This window comes from Afipia sp. MLSD5-FHT05B12, from assembly GCF_058793355.1.
The window spans coordinates 127,528-142,855 of the sequence record NZ_JBXAFS010000003.1 but is presented as its reverse complement, the minus strand read 5'-3'; the positions used below and the strand labels follow the sequence as shown (position 1 = coordinate 142,855).

The following is a 15,328-nucleotide window of genomic DNA, read 5'->3' as shown; positions in this document are numbered from 1 at the left end:
CCAGCGAATCCCTTGTAAAGGACGCCTTTTACCACGCGCCGCCGGGCAGCCAGACCGGCCATTTTTGGCCCGATCCGGCCATTTTCTCCCGCCCGAACCGCGTGCTAGAAAGCTGCCCAACCATCCAAGAACGGCGGCGCCAGCCGCCTATCCAGACGACACTGGGGCGAAATCCATGAAGCATATCCTCGAAGCACTCGATGAACGCCGCGCGGGCGCAAAAAAGGGCGGCGGCGACAAGCGCATCGAGGCGCAGCACGCGCGCGGCAAGCTGACCGCCCGCGAACGCATCGAACTGCTGCTGGATAAAGGCTCATTCGAGGAATTCGACATGTTCGTCGAGCATCGCTCGGTCGAGTTCGGCATGGAGAAGACCAAGATCCCCGGCGACGGCGTCGTCACCGGCTGGGGCACGGTCAATGGCCGCACCACCTTCGTGTTCGCCAAGGACTTCACCGTGTTCGGCGGCTCGCTGTCGGAGACCCACGCGCTGAAGATCACCAAGCTCCAGGACATGGCGCTGAAGGCGCGGGCGCCGATCATCGGCCTCTATGACGCGGGCGGCGCGCGCATCCAGGAAGGCGTCGCGGCGCTGGCGGGTTACTCCTATGTGTTCCGCCGCAACGTGATCGCCTCGGGCGTCATTCCGCAGATCAGCGTCATCATGGGCCCGTGCGCGGGCGGCGACGTCTATTCGCCGGCGATGACCGACTTCATCTTCATGGTGAAGAACACCAGCTACATGTTCGTCACCGGCCCGGACGTGGTGAAGACCGTGACCAACGAAGTGGTCACCGCGGAAGAACTCGGCGGCGCCAGCGTGCATGCGACGAAATCCTCCATCGCCGACGGCGCGTTCAGCGACGACGTCGAGACGCTGCTCCAGATGCGCCGGCTGCTCGACTTCCTGCCGAGCAACAACACCGACGGCGTGCCGGAATGGCCGAGCTTCGACGACATCGAGCGCACCGAAGAGTCGCTCGATACGCTGATCCCGGCCAATCCGAACCAGCCTTACGACATCAAGGAACTGATCCTGAAGGTGGTGGACGAGGGCGACTTCTTCGAGCTTGCCGATACGTTCGCGAAGAACATCGTCACCGGCTTCGGCCGCATCGCGGGCAAGACGGTGGGCTTCGTCGCCAACCAGCCGATGGTGCTGGCGGGCGTGCTCGACTCTGACGCCTCGCGCAAGGCCGCGCGCTTCGTGCGCTTCTGCGATGCCTTCAACATTCCGATCGTCACCTTCGTGGACGTGCCGGGCTTTCTGCCGGGCACCGCGCAGGAATACGGCGGCCTCATCAAGCACGGCGCGAAGCTCTTGTTCGCGTACAGCCAGTGCACCGTGCCGCTGGTCACCGTCATCACGCGCAAGGCCTACGGCGGCGCGTTCGACGTGATGGCCTCGAAGGAAATCGGCGCGGACATGAACTACGCCTGGCCGACCGCGCAGATCGCGGTGATGGGCGCGAAGGGCGCGGTGGAGATCATCTTTCGGCAGGACATTGGCGATGCGGAAAAGATCGCCGCGCGCACCAAGGAATACGAGGACCGCTTCCTGTCGCCGTTCGTCGCCGCCGAGCGCGGCTATATCGACGACGTCATCATGCCGCACTCGACCCGCAAGCGCATCGCCCGCGCGCTGGCGATGCTCAAGGACAAGCATGTCGATGTGCCGATGAAGAAGCACGACAACATTCCGTTGTAGACTTTATCCCTCCCCCTTGCGGGGAGGCGCAGGCGGCCTCCGACCGCCGTCAGTGGTATAGAACGCTGATGCATCGCATCGGCTATCGCGAAGCGCCGGGGTGGGGGTGATGCCGACTATACTGCGCTGGGGACCGTATCGGGCATTCTTTTACTCAAATGAGGGCAGTGAGCCGCCGCATGTTCATGTCCGTAGCGGCGACAAGGAAGCCAAGTTCTGGCTGCATGACCTGAACATCGCCCTGAATGCCGGGTTCCCGGCTCACGAAATCGGCGATATAATCCGGTATCTGCGGGACAACCGCAAAGGCCTGTTGGATGCATGGCATGAGCACTTTGGAAATTGAGGTTGGAGATTTGCGTGCGCAGTCGGTCGCGTTCACGGCGACCGAGCTTGTCGTCACGCTGCGCGACGGGCGTCGCATCGCCACACCGCTGGCGTGGTATCCGCGCTTGTTGTCCGCATCTGCTGCACAGCGATCCAGTTACGAGATCATGCCGATGGGCATTCATTGGCCGGACCTTGATGAGGACTTGAGCGTGACCGGCATGCTCAAGGGGCGGGCGGTGAAATGATTTCACCCGCGTCCGCGCGCTGGCGATGCTCAAGGACAAGCACGTCGATGTGCCGATGAAGAAGCACGACAACATTCCGTTGTGAAGATTGGAAGTTTGAGCACGCCAAGTTCTCATCGGTTGCCTCCAGTATTGGTTCGATGATTGCAGTAGGTTCGATGGAGAATTTTGCGAGAATTGGCGCGATCGCCTTGATGCCAGTTGTCATTGGGCTTGAGATTGGCTCGTGGCCATTTTTTAGTTTTCTACTTGGAAGTTTTTTAGGCGCGCCAAATGTGAAGGTTGGTTTTTGGATAAAGACCCTAATGCTTATTTCGCCTGGTATTGTGATTTCCTTCCTTGCCTTCTTGTTTTTATGGCTGGAACGCAATCGCAGATTCTATCCTTTGACCTTGTTGTTATTAGTTGCGTTTGTCGCGGTGTTTCTCGTAATTCAGAAGCCATCCTTGCTTCACATAGCATTGGATTATGCACAGTTTCGTGTTCAGCTTTTCTTGCGGCTGTTTAACTGATCGGTCCCATGCCCCACATTCTCGTTGTCCGCGCCACTGTCCCCGATGAATCGAAGCGCGCTGCGTTCGATGCGTGGTATTCGCGCGAGCATTTGCCGGATGCGGTGAAATCGTTCGGCTCGAAGCGCGCGTGGCGCTACTGGCTCGCCAACGATCCCGCCGTACACCTGGCGATGTATGAATTCCCGGACCGCGCGTCGCTCGATGCCGCAGCGGGCGGGGAGGAGATGAAGCGGCTGATAAAAGACTTCGACCGCGACTGGCCGCAGGTGAAGCGCACGCGCGACATCATGGTGCAGGCGGAGAGCTGGCCCGCCTCGTAAAAAGGTGAGCTGCGCGTAGCCCGGATGTAGCGCAGCGAAATCCGGGAATTTCCCGCGCAATACCGCCCTGCATTTCGCTGCGCTTCATGCGGGCTACCCACTATTTCGCATAACCATCTTTTGTCATCACCGGGCTTGTCCCGGTGATCCACGTCGTCATTGCGAGGAGCGTAGCGACGATGCAATCCAGCTTTTGTAAGGTGGATTGCTTCGCTTCGCTCGCAATGACGACGAAAGACCAAAGACGTGGATGGCCGGAACAAGTCCGGCCATGACAGCCATGGAGCGCGAAGGGCCGCACTGAGCGTCCGGCCCCTGGCTTGCCTTACGCCGCCTTGCTGCGCTTCCTGAGTTCTTCTTCCGCGCGTTTCTTCAGTTCGGCTTCGCTGACGTCCTCGACATGGGTGCCGACAAACCAGCTGTTGCCCGCGGGATCTTTCACGCCGCCGGAGTGGTCGCCGTAGAACTGATCCGCCGGCTCCATGATCGAGATGCCGCCGGCCTTGATGGCCTTCTGGTAGGTGGCGTCGGCGTCAGGCACATACAGATAGAGCATCATCGGCGAGGCCTTGGCGTGTTCCGACGCGTCGGCGATCATGATCATCGAGTTCCCGATTTTCAGTGTGGCATGCATCACGGTGCCGTCGGGCCGCTTGGTCATCTCGTGCAACAGCTCGGCGTCGAAGGCTTTCTTCAGAAAGCCGATGATTTTCTCAGCGCCGTCGACAATGAGATACGGCGTGACGGTGTGGAAGCCTTGGGGAATGGGTTTGACCTTGGAAGCCATGAGCAAACTCCTCGTTTCTATCAAGAATGACGAGAACAATCCGCGTCCGGACATGATCCGGTCATGATCGGCTGCCGCGCCTGACCATGGCGGGTTGCTCGGCTGGAGCTTCGTCCGCAATTGCGACGGGACCATGAACGAGCCGAACCATTTCCGCTGCGTCACAGCGCCCCGATTAAAATCGTGCCGCGCGATTTGTTCCAGGAAACAAATGAGCAGGTTGCGCGTTTATGTGGCATGCCGAAACGAATTTCGACGCCGATGCCGACCCAGCCTCCCGCCGATGGCAGTCACATGCCTCGGCAAATGGTTTGCCGGGTCGAACTGGTCGGGCCGAGACAGCCGACGCCTCACGACAAGGCGCTGTGCGCGAAGGCGCGCAGTGAAGCCCTGAAAAAACAGCGCGAAGCGCTGGGCGCGCCGGTGATTATTCAAGCCAGTGAGTCATTTCCCGACCACGAAAAGTCTTCCTGACAAAATGTCCTGAATCGCGCGCGGGTTCTGCGCGATATATGTCATTCGACTAAAATTCTCTCAGGTTTTCCGCATTCGTGCCGTCAGGCCGGCCACGATCTGTATTGTCACGCCGAGCAGCCAGGCAAACGCGAGCAATGAGGATGTCGCGGTGGTTGTGTCGGCGTCGGTGACGATGGAATAGACCGATATGAAAGCCGCAATGGCGGCGAGGAAGGTTCCGGCCGAACTCAGAAGCTCGACGGGATCGGTCGACGACGGATCTTCACCGGCGGACGCCGCTGCCTGTGCCAGATGCAGCCTGCCTGAGCGGTGGGGCGGCACATCGATCCCGAGATAGAAACCGATTGCGCCGAGGATCATGAGAGCCAGGCTCATGCTGATGGAACCCAGCGCATCGACACGCGCGTTCGCGACATGCGCGGCCACGAACAGGCCGCACGATGCGCCGGCCATGGAAAGTCCGAGGCGTTCGATGACATGAGCGAACCGGCTGGTCCGGGAGCGGAATGTACGGTTGGTGATGATGTCTGCCATCGTATACCAACCACGGAACCGTGAATGGTTCCCATCATCGGGGAAAAATCAGGGGGCATTGTTTAGGACTGTCCTGCACGGATCGAAAGATACCCATTCGATACCTTCCGGCTTGACATTTTTCATCATAGGACTATATTCCTTCATGTCCCGCCCCGTCATGAGGGGCGTTTCGCGATCGTCACGATACGCGGGGCGGGATGCGGTGGCGCGGCAGCGTCAGGCGCGAGCGAGTGTCGCAGGGCGCAAGCCCGGGTCAAAGGTACGCACCCGAAAGGGCGTACTCGACATCCGGAGGCGTGTGAGCGACGCGAGCGAGCGCAAGACGAACCACGCTGTGCGCGGGATTGCGAAGCGGCAACGCTTGGCATGAACGCGTAACGTCCGCGCCGGCCCAAGTCGTGTGGTCCTGACGCCCGATACGCAGGCGTCAAGTCCGGTAGAGAGCCGCTTCAACCGGAGCGGAAACCCTCAACAGGGACGACGGTGACAATCAAGCGATCGATCACCGGGGAGAGCACGAAGCAAGCCGGAGCACCACCGCGTGCGGAACGCCGGATGTAACGGCGTAACCGTGGCGACTATGCTCGTGTGCTTTCTACCTTTGCACACGGGGCTGCGGATGCGCTTGCGCATCCGGCGTTCCGCGCGCCCTCATCGGGCGCAAGGCGCATAAAGAATTTCGGGCGCCCCCGCGCCGTCATAACAACAGGGGCGATGGCGCTTGACCCCAGAAAGTGTGAAGCGGTTTCTGGATCAGGTCATGCGCGAACATAATGCGCACATCTGCATGTGCGGGCTGTTTGAAAACTGAATCGGAATGTGGATGCGAGCGTTTCAACACACTCAGTGTCGTCCCCGCGAAGGCGGGGACCCATAGCCACTGGATTTGGCGGTGACGAAGAAAGACGTTGATCTGTTTTCACGACAGGATCGATAGCGCAGGGAGTATGGGTCCCCGCCGGAACCTGTCATCGGCCCGGCCATGACGACCTGTGTTGGCGGGGACGACCGGCGAGTGCGCACGCCGCTCAAAGAAAAACCCCGCCGGAGCGGGGTTTGAATTGTGAAGCCGGGATGACCGGACGATCACCACCAGGTGCGGCAAACGCGGCGGCCGGGGCCCCAGTAGCGGCACTTGCGAACCGCCGGCGGACGGACGACGACAACGCGGCCACGGTTGGCGCGGCAGCCGCCATACGGGCCGCGGTGGAAACCGGGGCCGCAACCACCGGCGACCTGGATCACATCGGCGGCGGCGCCCGATGCGGGAGCCAGAGGCATTGCGTTGGCCGTGCCGAAACCGGCAACAGAAACTGCGAGAAGCGCTGCTGCGAACAATGTTTTCATGGGGGTCCTTTCTTGGGTGATCAAATCGCGATGCGTTTCGGAACGGCCAGGGCTGGCCGGGGGCACCGAAGATTATTCGCCGGCAGTCGCCGGCGGAGGGACACTATTCCGCCGAACATTGACACAAGATGAACCGAATATGGCCGCGGTTGCGGGGGCCTGAGGCGGTTCAGTTTCCATTCATGCGCGTTGCTGAATTCTGCCATCGGGCAGAACATCAGGAGGACGCAACATGGATCGCCGCGTTTTTCTCAAGCTCGCGTTTGGTATCGCTGCCGCAGGCGCAGCAACCATCGCAGCGGCGCGCGCCGCGCCGCTCGCGCCGCAAGCGCTCACCGGCCCGCCAATCGAGCCCGATCAGCTTCCGCAAAATGCCGTCGCCAGCGATGACGATCTGAATGAAGCGCGGATCGAGCAGGTGCGGTGGGGACGCCGCCGTGGCTGGGGCCGTCGCGGATGGGGATGGCGCCGCCGCCGCTACTGGGGTTATCGCCGCCGCAGATACTGGCGCCGCCGCAGGTATTGGGGTTGGCGCCGCCGCCGCTTCTATCGCCGCCGGTACTGGCGGCGCCGTTACTGGTGATGAGGTACCGCATCATTCGATGAGAGGAGAATATTGCGCTCAGTCATGAGCAACGAAGGAACCATCGGGTTCACACGGCGTTCATTGTCTCCGCGAGATATTTGCTTTGTTGCAACCTCGCTCTCACCAGGAGAAACAAGAAATGGAACGTCGTGAATTCCTGAGATTTGCGTTCGGCTTTGCCGCCGGCGCTGGAGCCATCGCCGCGGCGGCAACCGCAGCGACCGCTGCTCCGATGCTGGCCCCGCATCAAGATTTGATGAATGGCCCGAAGCTGGAGCCGGACGCCGCCGCAAAGCCTGCGCTTGCGGATCAGGACGACGTTGCGCGCGCCGAACCTGAGAAGGTGTACTGGCGCCGCCGGCATTACCGCCGGCATTACCGCCGTCATTACCGTCGGCACTATCGCCGCTGGTAAGCAGCGGTTGAGTGACGAGCCCCGGCTGCGATCAAGCCGGGGTTTCGTTTATTCCCGGCGGCATTTGCCCATCAGGTTGCGGCGATATCCGAGCGGGCACTTGCGCGCGAACAGCCGCATCAATCGCGGTCCCTCGGGTTGCGGGCGGCAGACACCGCTGGGCAGGCGATGGAATCCGATGCCGCATCCGTCCTTCACCTGCAAGACATCTGCGTGCATCGGCACGGCAGGAGAGGCGAGCGGCATCGCCTGAACGGCTCCGGCGGACAGCGCGATGGTCAGGAGGGTCGCGGCACAGATCGCCTTCATCGCCGGTGGTTTTCTCTCTCAGAGCTTCGGCGCGTTGCCGAGCGGGGTCTTGTTGAGGGCTTCGTTTTTCTCGGCGGCGAAGGCGTCGGAATCGATCTTCGCGGCGCTGACAATCAGCTTGAAGTCGATCAGCGTGAATTCAGCCTTGCTGACGCGATCCGGGGTGATGCCCGGCGAAATCTCCACCGTCATCAGGCCGTCGCAATTCGCGCCCTTGGCTTCCGCTGCGAGCTTGTCCAGTGTCTTGTCCGAGGCCTGCGCGCGCTTCAATGTCGCCACACAGCTTCCGCGTCCGTTGGCGTCGTTCAGCGCGACCGCAACCTTGGGATTGATCGGCGCGCTGAGGGCTTCGAGCGCCGAGGCAGGGGTGTATTTCTGCTTCATAGACATCACTTTGCCGGCCTTGTAGAAGTAGTACATGCGCCCGTCGCCGATCGCGGTCGGCTGACCGTACTTCGCGGTGACGCGCTCGATCATCTCGGCCTTGGATGGTTGCTTCTCGGCGGAAAAGCCAAGAACGCGCGAGATGTAATAAGCGCGGTTGGCGCTTGCCGGCGAGGAGAACACCGCCAGCATCGATTCGCCGGGATGAGTGCTGGTGGGGGCGAGGGCAAACTTCATCGCGGTGACATAGGTCACGTTGGTGCCGCCGAATTTCTGCTGGGCCGTTTCCGGCTTCACACCCGGCAGGTCCCTCAGATAGGTCTCGAACAGGGGCGAGGCCTTGCTGCCCTCGGTGTTGCTCGACAGGCCGACGATGTCGGGTTGCAGCTTCGCGGAAAACGCGGTTTCAGGCGCCTTCGGCTTGATCTCGTAGGCCCAGCCGGCCGCGGGGACGGCGATTGAGGACAACGCGATAAATGCCACTAACCCACAGCGAAACATGGAGCACCTGTTCAGAAATTAAGGAAATCAAAGCGCAAAGCGCGGCGAATTACGCCAATTTTTGCGCGCGTGTGTCAACACCGGATTGTTGCATTAATCACTCTTCGTGCCGAACAACGCGGTGAACCGGGTGGCGCCCTTGGGCGAGAAGGTCACGACGCGATTGCCCTTTTCGCGCCTGGCCCATTTCAGTTCGTAAAGGCGTGACAGGATGGCTGCGCCGAGCGATCCCGCGAGGTGGCTGCGCCGCACGCTCCAGTCGAGGCAAGTCTTGCACAGCGGGCGGCGGGTTGCGCCGAGTGCCGACAGGTCGATGCCGAAATCAGCGACAAAGCGCTCGCCCCGTGGTGTCAACGCTACGCTGCCTTTGTGCGCGCGCAGGAGATTCTTCTCGGTCATGGCGTCGAGCATCTGGACGCCGAAATCGCCCGCGAGATGGTCGTAGCAAACGCGGGCGCGCCGTAGTCCCGGATCCGCCGGTCCGGTCCTGACCCGCAGATGGCCGGCGCGGGCCGCAAGACCCATCAGTCCCTCAAGCACCGCCGCGACATCCGGACCCGAGAGGCGGAAATAACGGTGACGACCCTGTTTTTCCGGAACGACAAGGTGACCCGCTTCGAGCTTGGCGAGATGCGAACTCGCGGTCTGCGGCGTGATGCCGGCTTCCTGCGCGAGTTCGGTGGCGGTGAGGGCGCGGCCGCTCATCAGTGCCGTCAGCATGTTCGATCGCGCGGGATCGCCGACCAGCGAGGCGATCATGGCGATGTCGGGTCCTGCTTTCATACTTCGATCCTAATCGAAGCATTGGCAGCAGGCAACGGGATAGCTTCCAGACGAGGAGTACAGCATGACCATTACTGTTTTCATCCGTTACCAACTCGATCCGTTCAGGCGCCACCTGTTCGAGGCCTACGCGCAGCGCTGGCTTACCATCATTCCGAAGTGCGGCGGCGATCTGCTCGGCTACTGGATGCCGCACGAGGGAACCGACAACATCGCGTTCGGGCTGATCTCGTTTCCAAGTCTCGCTGACTATGAGTCCTACCGTGCGCGGCTAAAAGCAGATGCCGAAGGCCTCGCGAATTTCAATTTCGCGCAGGAGCACAAGTTTATCCTCTCGGAGGAGAGGACTTTCCTGCGGCAGGTGCAAGGCTGACACCGCGCGAGTCCGATTGATTTCGCATGACATCAGCGGCATCGTCCGCCGCGGCGTCAAAGACATTGATAACAAACTCGCTGGGAGAATAACGAATGCCGGTTTCGACAGCGCAGAAGCGCACGGATTTCAGAAAACTACACGAGAGCGGGTGCTTCGTACTGCCAAATCCGTGGGATGTGGGCAGCGCGCGGCTGCTTGCCGGCATGGGCTTCAAGGCACTGGCTTCGACCAGTTCAGGCTTTGCCTGGTCGATCGGCCATTCCGACAACAAGGTCAGTTGTGACGATGTGCTGACGCATCTGAAGGCTCTGTGCGACGCCACGGATATTCCCGTGAATGCCGATTTCGAGGCGGGGTTTGCGCACGACCCGGCAGGCGTGGCCGCGAATGTGACGCGTGCTATTGAGACCGGCGTGGCCGGTTTGTCGATCGAGGACTCGACCGGAGATGCGTCAGCTCCGCTTTACGAGATGACGCTCGCGGTGGAGCGTATGCGCGCGGCCCGCGCGGCAATCGATGCGAAGGAGAGTGACGTCGTGCTGGTTGGCCGGTGCGAGAGCTTTCTGGTCGGGCAGCCCGATCTCAAGGCGACCATCGCGCGGCTGGTGGCTTACGCCGAGGCCGGGGCGGATTGCCTTTACGCGCCTGGCATCCGGACCAGGGAGCAGATCGCGGCTGTCGTGAAGGAACTGGCTCCGAAGCCGATCAATATCCTGATGGGCAGCCCCGGACTGACCGTTGCTGAACTCACCGACCTTGGTGTGAGGCGGATCAGTATCGGCGGCGCGCTGGCACGCGCAGCCTGGGGAGGATTTCTGCGCGCCGCGCGCGAAATTGCCGAGAAAGGGTCGTTCTCCGAATTGGCCCACGCCGTGCCGCACGGAGAGATCAATGGCTTCTTTATCAACGCTGCTAAGGATCGGCAGTAGCAGATCATAAAGAGAGCGGGCACCCGTTCGGATGCCCGCTCTGACATTGCGGCTTGTTACAATTACCTCGTCGATGAATCCGCCGGAGCCGCGTTGTTCTGCGGTGCCGCCGGTGCCGGGTTGTTAGCCGCGGGCGGAGCGGCCGGCTGTGCGGGCTTCATTGCCGAGCCGGTGGTCTGGCCAGCCGGAGCGCGAGGCGCTTGCGCCGTGCCGCCCGCCGGCGGCGAAGCCGGTATTGTCTGCGCGGTCGGGGTCGCATCGGGTGATGTGCTTGACGAATTCAGCCCGTAAAACACGACGCCGAGAATGGCCACCAGTGCGATTGCAAACAGCGCGACACGGCCGCCGCCTGCCGGACCCTCAGCGAGTTCGGGGTCTGCCTGAAGCTCATTATCGAATTGTTCAGTTCGGCGGCGAAGCACTTCATCGTTCGTGGCCGCGCTGTAGGGATCGTTGGGATTGCGCTCGACTGCCATGAGTCATTCCTCCAGTCATTGCATCTGAGGAGACAATTGCCGGATGCCGGGTACGTTCCCCGGCAGGGGGCGATGATTGGTCAAGAATCCTGGAATATTGCAGGTGCCGGGATATTCATCTGGCGCCCGTGCTCGTCGTCTGGCCTGTCGTAATCGCAGGGGTGTTCGAGACCTCATGCGGAGCAGGATTCATCCGCGCGAGCGCAACGGCTAGAACCACAAGGAGAGCAATGCCTATGAGCGCCTTGATCGGTTTGCCCTGCTGATATTCGAACCCCTCGCTTGTCTGTGCCGGTTCGTCATAGGTGCCTTTTTTGCCATCCGACATCCAGTCACTTCCTGACATGCGGCTCATGCTGCAAATCCTCCGCTTTGTGACCCGTTGCGATCGGGCCTCTGTGTGTCCGGGACTAACGGCCTGTCGGGCGGGACCGTTCCGGCGGAGCGTTGCATGGGGCGAGGGGCAGCATTGCGGTGGGACCGGCCGCACCGCAGCGGTCATGGGCGGCCGTTGCAAGGCAAAAAGTCCTTCGCAATGTCCTTTCGGCCTCAGGCGGGGGTACGACACAACAGGTCCGGGAGAGGGCGAAAACCATCCTAAAATTGCGTTTGGAAACAAAGGTCTGATGATTGCGATTTCTTTTGTGCGGAAAACGAAAAGCGACATAGACTGGTTCTAAGTAGACTCGTCACAGCGCAACAAGAGCCCGGCAAAGAGGCAAACGAATATGGGAATCAACCAAGGGCCGATCAGCCTCGACCAGAAATACACACAAGGCTCGGGGCATGTTTTCCTGACCGGCATTCAGGCGCTGGTCCGGCTGCCGATGGCGCAGGTCCGGCGTGATCGCGCGGCAGGGCTGAACACGGCAGGGTTCGTCTCCGGGTATCGCGGCTCGCCGCTCGGCGGCTATGACCAGCAGCTTGTGGCCGCGCGCAAACATCTCGAACAGCACAACGTCAAGTTCCAGCCGGGGGTCAACGAAGATCTCGCCGCGACTGCGATCTGGGGTTCGCAGCAGCTCAATCTTTCGCCCGGCGCGAGATACGACGGCATCACCGGCATCTGGTATGGCAAGGGCCCCGGCGTCGATCGTTGCGGCGACGTCTTCCGTCACGGCAACGCGGCGGGGTCGGCCAAGAACGGCGGCGTGCTCTGTCTGGCGGGTGACGACCACGGCGCGAAATCGTCGACCGTGCCGCATCAGTCGGACCACGCCTTTATCTCCGCGCTGATGCCATATCTCTATCCATCGAGCATCCACGAAATGATCGAGATGGGACTGCTCGGCATCGCCATGTCGCGCTATTCCGGCTGCTGGGTCGGCATGAAGGTCATCACCGAGACGGTGGAGACCACGGCGGAAATCGATCTCACGAATGAACTGACGCCGTTTATCATTCCGCCTGATTTCGAGATGCCGCCGGGCGGTCTCAACCTCCGCTGGCCGGACGACCGCTACGCGCAGGACAAGCGCCTGCAGGATTACAAAGGTTTTGCCGCCGTTGCCTTTGCGCGCGCCAACAAGATCAATCGCGTTACCATGGACTCGCCGAACGCGCGGTTCGGCATCATGGCGTCCGGCAAAAGCTATGAGGACATCCGCCAGGCATTGCGCGAACTCGGCATCACGCCGGAGGTTGCCGCGAAAATCGGTCTGCGGCTTTACAAGATCGGCATGCCGTGGCCGCTGGAGCCGGAGGGGGTGCGCGCATTCGCCGTCGGCCTCGAGGAAATCTTCATTGTCGAGGAACGCCGCGAGATCGTCGAAAACCAGGTCAAGCAGGAGCTGTTCAACTGGCGCGACGACGTGCGCCCTCGCATCATCGGCAAGATGGATCATCACGACAAACGCTTCCTGCCGTTTGCCGAAGAACTCAGCGTGGCGTCGCTGGCAAGCTCGCTGACCGAGCGGTTGCTGCAACTCGACCTCAATCCTGAAATCGTCGCGATGCTGCGTGCCAGGGCCGACTGGTTCAACGGCCGGCAGGCGACGCAGGTGCAGGCGATCGCGCCGGTCACGCGCACGCCGTATTTCTGCTCGGGCTGTCCGCACAATTCATCGACCAAGGTGCCGGAAGGCAGCCGTGCGATGGCCGGTATCGGCTGTCATTTCATGGCGCTGTGGATGGACCGCAACACCGAAACCTTCACGCACATGGGCGGTGAGGGCGTGCCGTGGGTCGGCATCGCGCCGTTCACCAATGAAAAGCACGTCTTCGTCAATCTCGGTGACGGCACGTATTTCCATTCGGGAAGCCTTGCGATCCGGCAGGCGGTCGCGTCCAAGGCCAACATCACCTACAAAATTCTCTATAACGACGCGACGGCGATGACCGGCGGTCAGCACGTCGATGGTGAACTGTCGCCGCAACAGGTCACGTTCCAGCTTCACAGCGAGGGTATCCGCGACATTTATCTCGTGTCGGAGAATCCCGAAGCCTATCCGGCGTCGGACATTGCGCCGGGCACCAAGGTTGCGCACCGCGATCAGCTCGATGAAGTCCAGCGCACGTTGCGTGAAACGCCGGGCTGCTCGGCCATTGTCTTCGTGCAGACCTGCGCCGCAGAGAAACGCCGCCGCCGCAAGCGCGGGTTGATGGAGGATCCGTCAAGGCGCGTCGTCATCAATGCCGCCGTTTGCGAAGGCTGCGGCGACTGCTCTGTGCAATCGAACTGCATCTCGGTGGAGCCGCTGGAAACCGAGATGGGGCGCAAGCGCACCATCAACCAGTCGACCTGCAACAAGGATTATTCTTGCCTGAAGGGCTTCTGCCCGTCGTTCGTCACCATCGACGGCGGCACGCTGCGCAAGCGCGCGCCGGTCGACATCGGCAACATCGGCGAACTGCCGGCGCCGGCGTCGGTGCCCTCGCTGGATCGTCCATATAACATTGCTGTTGGCGGCGTGGGCGGCACGGGTGTGCTGACCATCGGCGCGCTCCTTGGCATGGCCGCGCATATCGAAGGCAAGGCCAGCATGATCCTGGACATGTCGGGGCTTGCGCAGAAGGGCGGCGCGGTGCTGAGCCATGTGCGGCTGTCGAAGAACACGGCCGACGTGACTTGCTCGCGCATTGTCACCGGGACTGCCGATCTGTTGATCGCTGCGGATGAAGTGGTGGCTGTCGCCAAGGAGACGATTACGCTCGCGGAGTCCTCGCGTACCTACGGCGTTATCAATACCCATCTTATTCCGATCGCCGATTTCATCCAGAACCGCGATTTCGATTTCCAGCGCGGCAAGGTTAATCGCGTGCTGGAAAATGCGCTTCGCAAGGAATCTGCTTTCCTCGATTTCACCAAGCCCGCCGAGACGCTGCTGGGTGACTCGATCGCGACCAACATGATGATGATGGGGTACGCCTATCAGAAGGGTCTGCTGCCCGTCGGCGCCGAAGCCATCGAAAAGGCGATCGAACTCAACGGTGTCTCGATCAAGATGAATACGCAGGCATTCCGCCTCGGCCGGCTCGCGGCGCATGATCCTGCGAAGCTGGCTGCGATGATGAAGGGCGACGAGCCCGAGGCGCCCAAGACGCTCGACCAGATGTCGCTAGACGAGATCATCGCGCACCGGACGCAATTGCTGACCGGCTATCAGAACGCGGCCTATGCCGCGCGGTATCGCAATCTCGTCGATCAGGTTCGGAAGGTGGCATTCGACGGAGGTTACGGCGAAGCGCTTCCGCGCGCTGTTGCGATCAACTATGCCAAGCTGCTCGCTTACAAGGACGAGTATGAAGTCGCGCGGCTCTATACCGATGGACGTTTCGCAGACAGCATCCGCAAGCAGTTCGACGGCAACTTCAAGATGAGCTTCAATCTCGCTCCGCCGATTCTGAACACCGGCACCGATGCATTGGGCCGTCCGCGCAAGCGCGCCTTTGGTCCCTGGATGATGAACGTATTCGGCGTGCTTGCGAAATTCCGCTTCCTGCGCGGCACGCTGATCGATCCGTTCGGCTACAGCGAAGACCGCAAGCTCGAGCGCAATCTGATCAAGGGTTACGAGCAGGATGTGGTGACGGCAGTGAAACTGCTGTCGCCGAAGACCCACGACATCGCGGTGGAGTTGCTGTCGCTGCCGGATCAGATCCGGGGCTATGGCCCGGTGAAGGAGGCGTCGATCGCAAAAGCGAAGGCGCGATACGAACAGCTTGCGAAGGACCTTGTCAATCCGCCGCCCATGATCGCGCCGCAGATCGCGGCCGAATAGAACGCTCGTTCGCACGGCGAAACTCAAGATGCTTGCCAAGCGCCGCTTGGCGGGTCAGAAAATCCGCTGAGATGAAGCAGCGG

19 protein-coding genes are annotated in these 15,328 nt (G+C 61.3%); 11 read left to right on the top strand and 8 right to left on the bottom strand.

Translation table 11 applies throughout. The features are described 5' to 3' along the window. Positions 1 to 175: 175 nt before the first annotated feature. The 5 genes from AC1Q6J_RS05355 to AC1Q6J_RS05335 all read left to right on the top strand — a co-directional run bounded on the left by AC1Q6J_RS05355 (position 176) and on the right by AC1Q6J_RS05335 (position 3,118). On the top strand, positions 176 to 1,708 hold the full coding sequence (locus AC1Q6J_RS05355) for an acyl-CoA carboxylase subunit beta (protein ID WP_492278303.1): 1,533 nt from the start codon (positions 176 to 178) through the stop codon (positions 1,706 to 1,708). A gap of 109 nt (positions 1,709 to 1,817) precedes the next feature. Beyond that, entirely contained in the window at positions 1,818 to 2,054 is a 237-nt protein-coding gene (locus AC1Q6J_RS05350; RefSeq protein ID WP_492278302.1) for a DUF4160 domain-containing protein, read from the top strand. After that, positions 2,035 to 2,283 carry a DUF2442 domain-containing protein gene (locus AC1Q6J_RS05345; protein WP_492278301.1) on the top strand — a complete coding sequence of 83 codons (249 nt, stop codon included), beginning with the start codon at positions 2,035 to 2,037 and terminating at the stop codon, positions 2,281 to 2,283. Before AC1Q6J_RS05350 ends, AC1Q6J_RS05345 begins: the two co-directional genes overlap by 20 nt. Positions 2,284 to 2,423: 140 nt before the next feature. Beyond that, positions 2,424 to 2,795 carry a hypothetical protein gene (locus tag AC1Q6J_RS05340; protein WP_492278300.1) on the top strand — a complete coding sequence of 124 codons (372 nt, stop codon included), beginning with the start codon at positions 2,424 to 2,426 and terminating at the stop codon, positions 2,793 to 2,795. 8 nt (positions 2,796 to 2,803) lie between these two features. Continuing rightward, a complete protein-coding gene (locus tag AC1Q6J_RS05335; RefSeq protein WP_492278299.1) occupies positions 2,804 to 3,118 on the top strand; it encodes a hypothetical protein in 315 nt (104 codons plus the stop codon). Between the two features lie 325 nt (positions 3,119 to 3,443). Here the strand turns inward: AC1Q6J_RS05335 and AC1Q6J_RS05330 are convergent, their stop codons facing one another. After that, positions 3,444 to 3,905: a VOC family protein gene (locus tag AC1Q6J_RS05330; RefSeq protein WP_492278298.1), complete on the bottom strand. Its 462-nt coding sequence runs from the start codon at positions 3,903 to 3,905 to the stop codon at positions 3,444 to 3,446. 183 nt (positions 3,906 to 4,088) lie between these two features. Here AC1Q6J_RS05330 and AC1Q6J_RS05325 point away from each other — a divergent pair, with 183 nt between their 5' ends. Next, positions 4,089 to 4,379: a hypothetical protein gene (locus tag AC1Q6J_RS05325; protein WP_492278297.1), complete on the top strand. Its 291-nt coding sequence runs from the start codon at positions 4,089 to 4,091 to the stop codon at positions 4,377 to 4,379. A gap of 60 nt (positions 4,380 to 4,439) precedes the next feature. Here the strand turns inward: AC1Q6J_RS05325 and AC1Q6J_RS05320 are convergent, their stop codons facing one another. Next, a complete protein-coding gene (locus tag AC1Q6J_RS05320) occupies positions 4,440 to 4,916 on the bottom strand; it encodes a hypothetical protein (RefSeq protein WP_492278296.1) in 477 nt (158 codons plus the stop codon). A gap of 1,089 nt (positions 4,917 to 6,005) precedes the next feature. Next, positions 6,006 to 6,266: a GCG_CRPN prefix-to-repeats domain-containing protein gene (locus AC1Q6J_RS05315; RefSeq protein WP_492278295.1), complete on the bottom strand. Its 261-nt coding sequence runs from the start codon at positions 6,264 to 6,266 to the stop codon at positions 6,006 to 6,008. Between the two features lie 232 nt (positions 6,267 to 6,498). On the opposite strand from AC1Q6J_RS05315, the gene AC1Q6J_RS05310 reads away from it, so the two are divergent. Both AC1Q6J_RS05310 and AC1Q6J_RS05305 read left to right on the top strand, forming a co-directional pair. Then, on the top strand, positions 6,499 to 6,849 hold the full coding sequence (locus AC1Q6J_RS05310; protein ID WP_492278294.1) for a hypothetical protein: 351 nt from the start codon (positions 6,499 to 6,501) through the stop codon (positions 6,847 to 6,849). A gap of 142 nt (positions 6,850 to 6,991) precedes the next feature. Beyond that, on the top strand, positions 6,992 to 7,267 hold the full coding sequence (locus tag AC1Q6J_RS05305; RefSeq protein ID WP_492278293.1) for a twin-arginine translocation (Tat): 276 nt from the start codon (positions 6,992 to 6,994) through the stop codon (positions 7,265 to 7,267). Positions 7,268 to 7,315: 48 nt separating this feature from the next. On the opposite strand, the gene AC1Q6J_RS05300 is transcribed toward AC1Q6J_RS05305, so the two are convergent. The 3 genes from AC1Q6J_RS05300 to AC1Q6J_RS05290 all read right to left on the bottom strand — a co-directional run bounded on the left by AC1Q6J_RS05300 (position 7,316) and on the right by AC1Q6J_RS05290 (position 9,244). Further along, complete coding sequence (locus tag AC1Q6J_RS05300; protein WP_492278292.1) at positions 7,316 to 7,576, bottom strand: GCG_CRPN prefix-to-repeats domain-containing protein; 261 nt, start codon at positions 7,574 to 7,576, stop codon at positions 7,316 to 7,318. Between the two features lie 18 nt (positions 7,577 to 7,594). After that, positions 7,595 to 8,428 (bottom strand): hypothetical protein, encoded by an 834-nt coding sequence (locus tag AC1Q6J_RS05295; protein ID WP_492278291.1) that lies wholly within the window; start codon positions 8,426 to 8,428, stop codon positions 7,595 to 7,597. A gap of 126 nt (positions 8,429 to 8,554) precedes the next feature. Then, complete coding sequence (locus tag AC1Q6J_RS05290) at positions 8,555 to 9,244, bottom strand: ArsR/SmtB family transcription factor (RefSeq protein ID WP_492278290.1); 690 nt, start codon at positions 9,242 to 9,244, stop codon at positions 8,555 to 8,557. 64 nt (positions 9,245 to 9,308) lie between these two features. Here AC1Q6J_RS05290 and AC1Q6J_RS05285 point away from each other — a divergent pair, with 64 nt between their 5' ends. Beyond that, positions 9,309 to 9,617, top strand: coding sequence for an NIPSNAP family protein (locus tag AC1Q6J_RS05285; RefSeq protein WP_492278289.1), 309 nt, complete (start codon positions 9,309 to 9,311; stop codon positions 9,615 to 9,617). 95 nt (positions 9,618 to 9,712) lie between these two features. Beyond that, a complete protein-coding gene (locus AC1Q6J_RS05280; protein WP_492278288.1) occupies positions 9,713 to 10,549 on the top strand; it encodes an isocitrate lyase/PEP mutase family protein in 837 nt (278 codons plus the stop codon). Positions 10,550 to 10,611: 62 nt separating this feature from the next. Here AC1Q6J_RS05280 and AC1Q6J_RS05275 read toward each other — a convergent pair whose 3' ends face one another. Together AC1Q6J_RS05275 and AC1Q6J_RS05270 are read right to left on the bottom strand one after the other, a co-directional pair. Further along, positions 10,612 to 11,025 (bottom strand): hypothetical protein, encoded by a 414-nt coding sequence (locus tag AC1Q6J_RS05275; RefSeq protein ID WP_492278287.1) that lies wholly within the window; start codon positions 11,023 to 11,025, stop codon positions 10,612 to 10,614. Between the two features lie 115 nt (positions 11,026 to 11,140). Then, entirely contained in the window at positions 11,141 to 11,380 is a 240-nt protein-coding gene (locus AC1Q6J_RS05270) for a hypothetical protein (protein WP_492278286.1), read from the bottom strand. 373 nt (positions 11,381 to 11,753) lie between these two features. Between AC1Q6J_RS05270 and AC1Q6J_RS05265 the strand changes: the two genes are divergently transcribed. Then, positions 11,754 to 15,245 carry an indolepyruvate ferredoxin oxidoreductase family protein gene (locus AC1Q6J_RS05265; RefSeq protein WP_492278285.1) on the top strand — a complete coding sequence of 1,164 codons (3,492 nt, stop codon included), beginning with the start codon at positions 11,754 to 11,756 and terminating at the stop codon, positions 15,243 to 15,245. The last annotated feature ends 83 nt before the right edge of the window (positions 15,246 to 15,328 follow it).

Excerpts from the sequence above, each read along its gene's own strand:
- AC1Q6J_RS05340 (WP_492278300.1), top strand. The coding sequence starts at position 2,424 with ATGATTGCAGTAGGTTCGATGGAGAATTTTGCGAGAATTGGCGCGATC.
- AC1Q6J_RS05285 (WP_492278289.1), top strand. The coding sequence starts at position 9,309 with ATGACCATTACTGTTTTCATCCGTTACCAACTCGATCCGTTCAGGCGC.
- AC1Q6J_RS05300 (WP_492278292.1), bottom strand. The coding sequence starts at position 7,576 with ATGAAGGCGATCTGTGCCGCGACCCTCCTGACCATCGCGCTGTCCGCC.
- AC1Q6J_RS05265 (WP_492278285.1), top strand. The coding sequence starts at position 11,754 with ATGGGAATCAACCAAGGGCCGATCAGCCTCGACCAGAAATACACACAA.
- AC1Q6J_RS05350 (WP_492278302.1), top strand. The coding sequence starts at position 1,818 with ATGCCGACTATACTGCGCTGGGGACCGTATCGGGCATTCTTTTACTCA.
- AC1Q6J_RS05345 (WP_492278301.1), top strand. The coding sequence starts at position 2,035 with ATGAGCACTTTGGAAATTGAGGTTGGAGATTTGCGTGCGCAGTCGGTC.
- AC1Q6J_RS05275 (WP_492278287.1), bottom strand. The coding sequence starts at position 11,025 with ATGGCAGTCGAGCGCAATCCCAACGATCCCTACAGCGCGGCCACGAAC.
- AC1Q6J_RS05280 (WP_492278288.1), top strand. The coding sequence starts at position 9,713 with ATGCCGGTTTCGACAGCGCAGAAGCGCACGGATTTCAGAAAACTACAC.
- AC1Q6J_RS05335 (WP_492278299.1), top strand. The coding sequence starts at position 2,804 with ATGCCCCACATTCTCGTTGTCCGCGCCACTGTCCCCGATGAATCGAAG.
- AC1Q6J_RS05330 (WP_492278298.1), bottom strand. The coding sequence starts at position 3,905 with ATGGCTTCCAAGGTCAAACCCATTCCCCAAGGCTTCCACACCGTCACG.
- AC1Q6J_RS05270 (WP_492278286.1), bottom strand. The coding sequence starts at position 11,380 with ATGAGCCGCATGTCAGGAAGTGACTGGATGTCGGATGGCAAAAAAGGC.
- AC1Q6J_RS05315 (WP_492278295.1), bottom strand. The coding sequence starts at position 6,266 with ATGAAAACATTGTTCGCAGCAGCGCTTCTCGCAGTTTCTGTTGCCGGT.
- AC1Q6J_RS05290 (WP_492278290.1), bottom strand. The coding sequence starts at position 9,244 with ATGAAAGCAGGACCCGACATCGCCATGATCGCCTCGCTGGTCGGCGAT.
- AC1Q6J_RS05305 (WP_492278293.1), top strand. The coding sequence starts at position 6,992 with ATGGAACGTCGTGAATTCCTGAGATTTGCGTTCGGCTTTGCCGCCGGC.
- AC1Q6J_RS05355 (WP_492278303.1), top strand. The coding sequence starts at position 176 with ATGAAGCATATCCTCGAAGCACTCGATGAACGCCGCGCGGGCGCAAAA.
- AC1Q6J_RS05310 (WP_492278294.1), top strand. The coding sequence starts at position 6,499 with ATGGATCGCCGCGTTTTTCTCAAGCTCGCGTTTGGTATCGCTGCCGCA.
- AC1Q6J_RS05320 (WP_492278296.1), bottom strand. The coding sequence starts at position 4,916 with ATGGCAGACATCATCACCAACCGTACATTCCGCTCCCGGACCAGCCGG.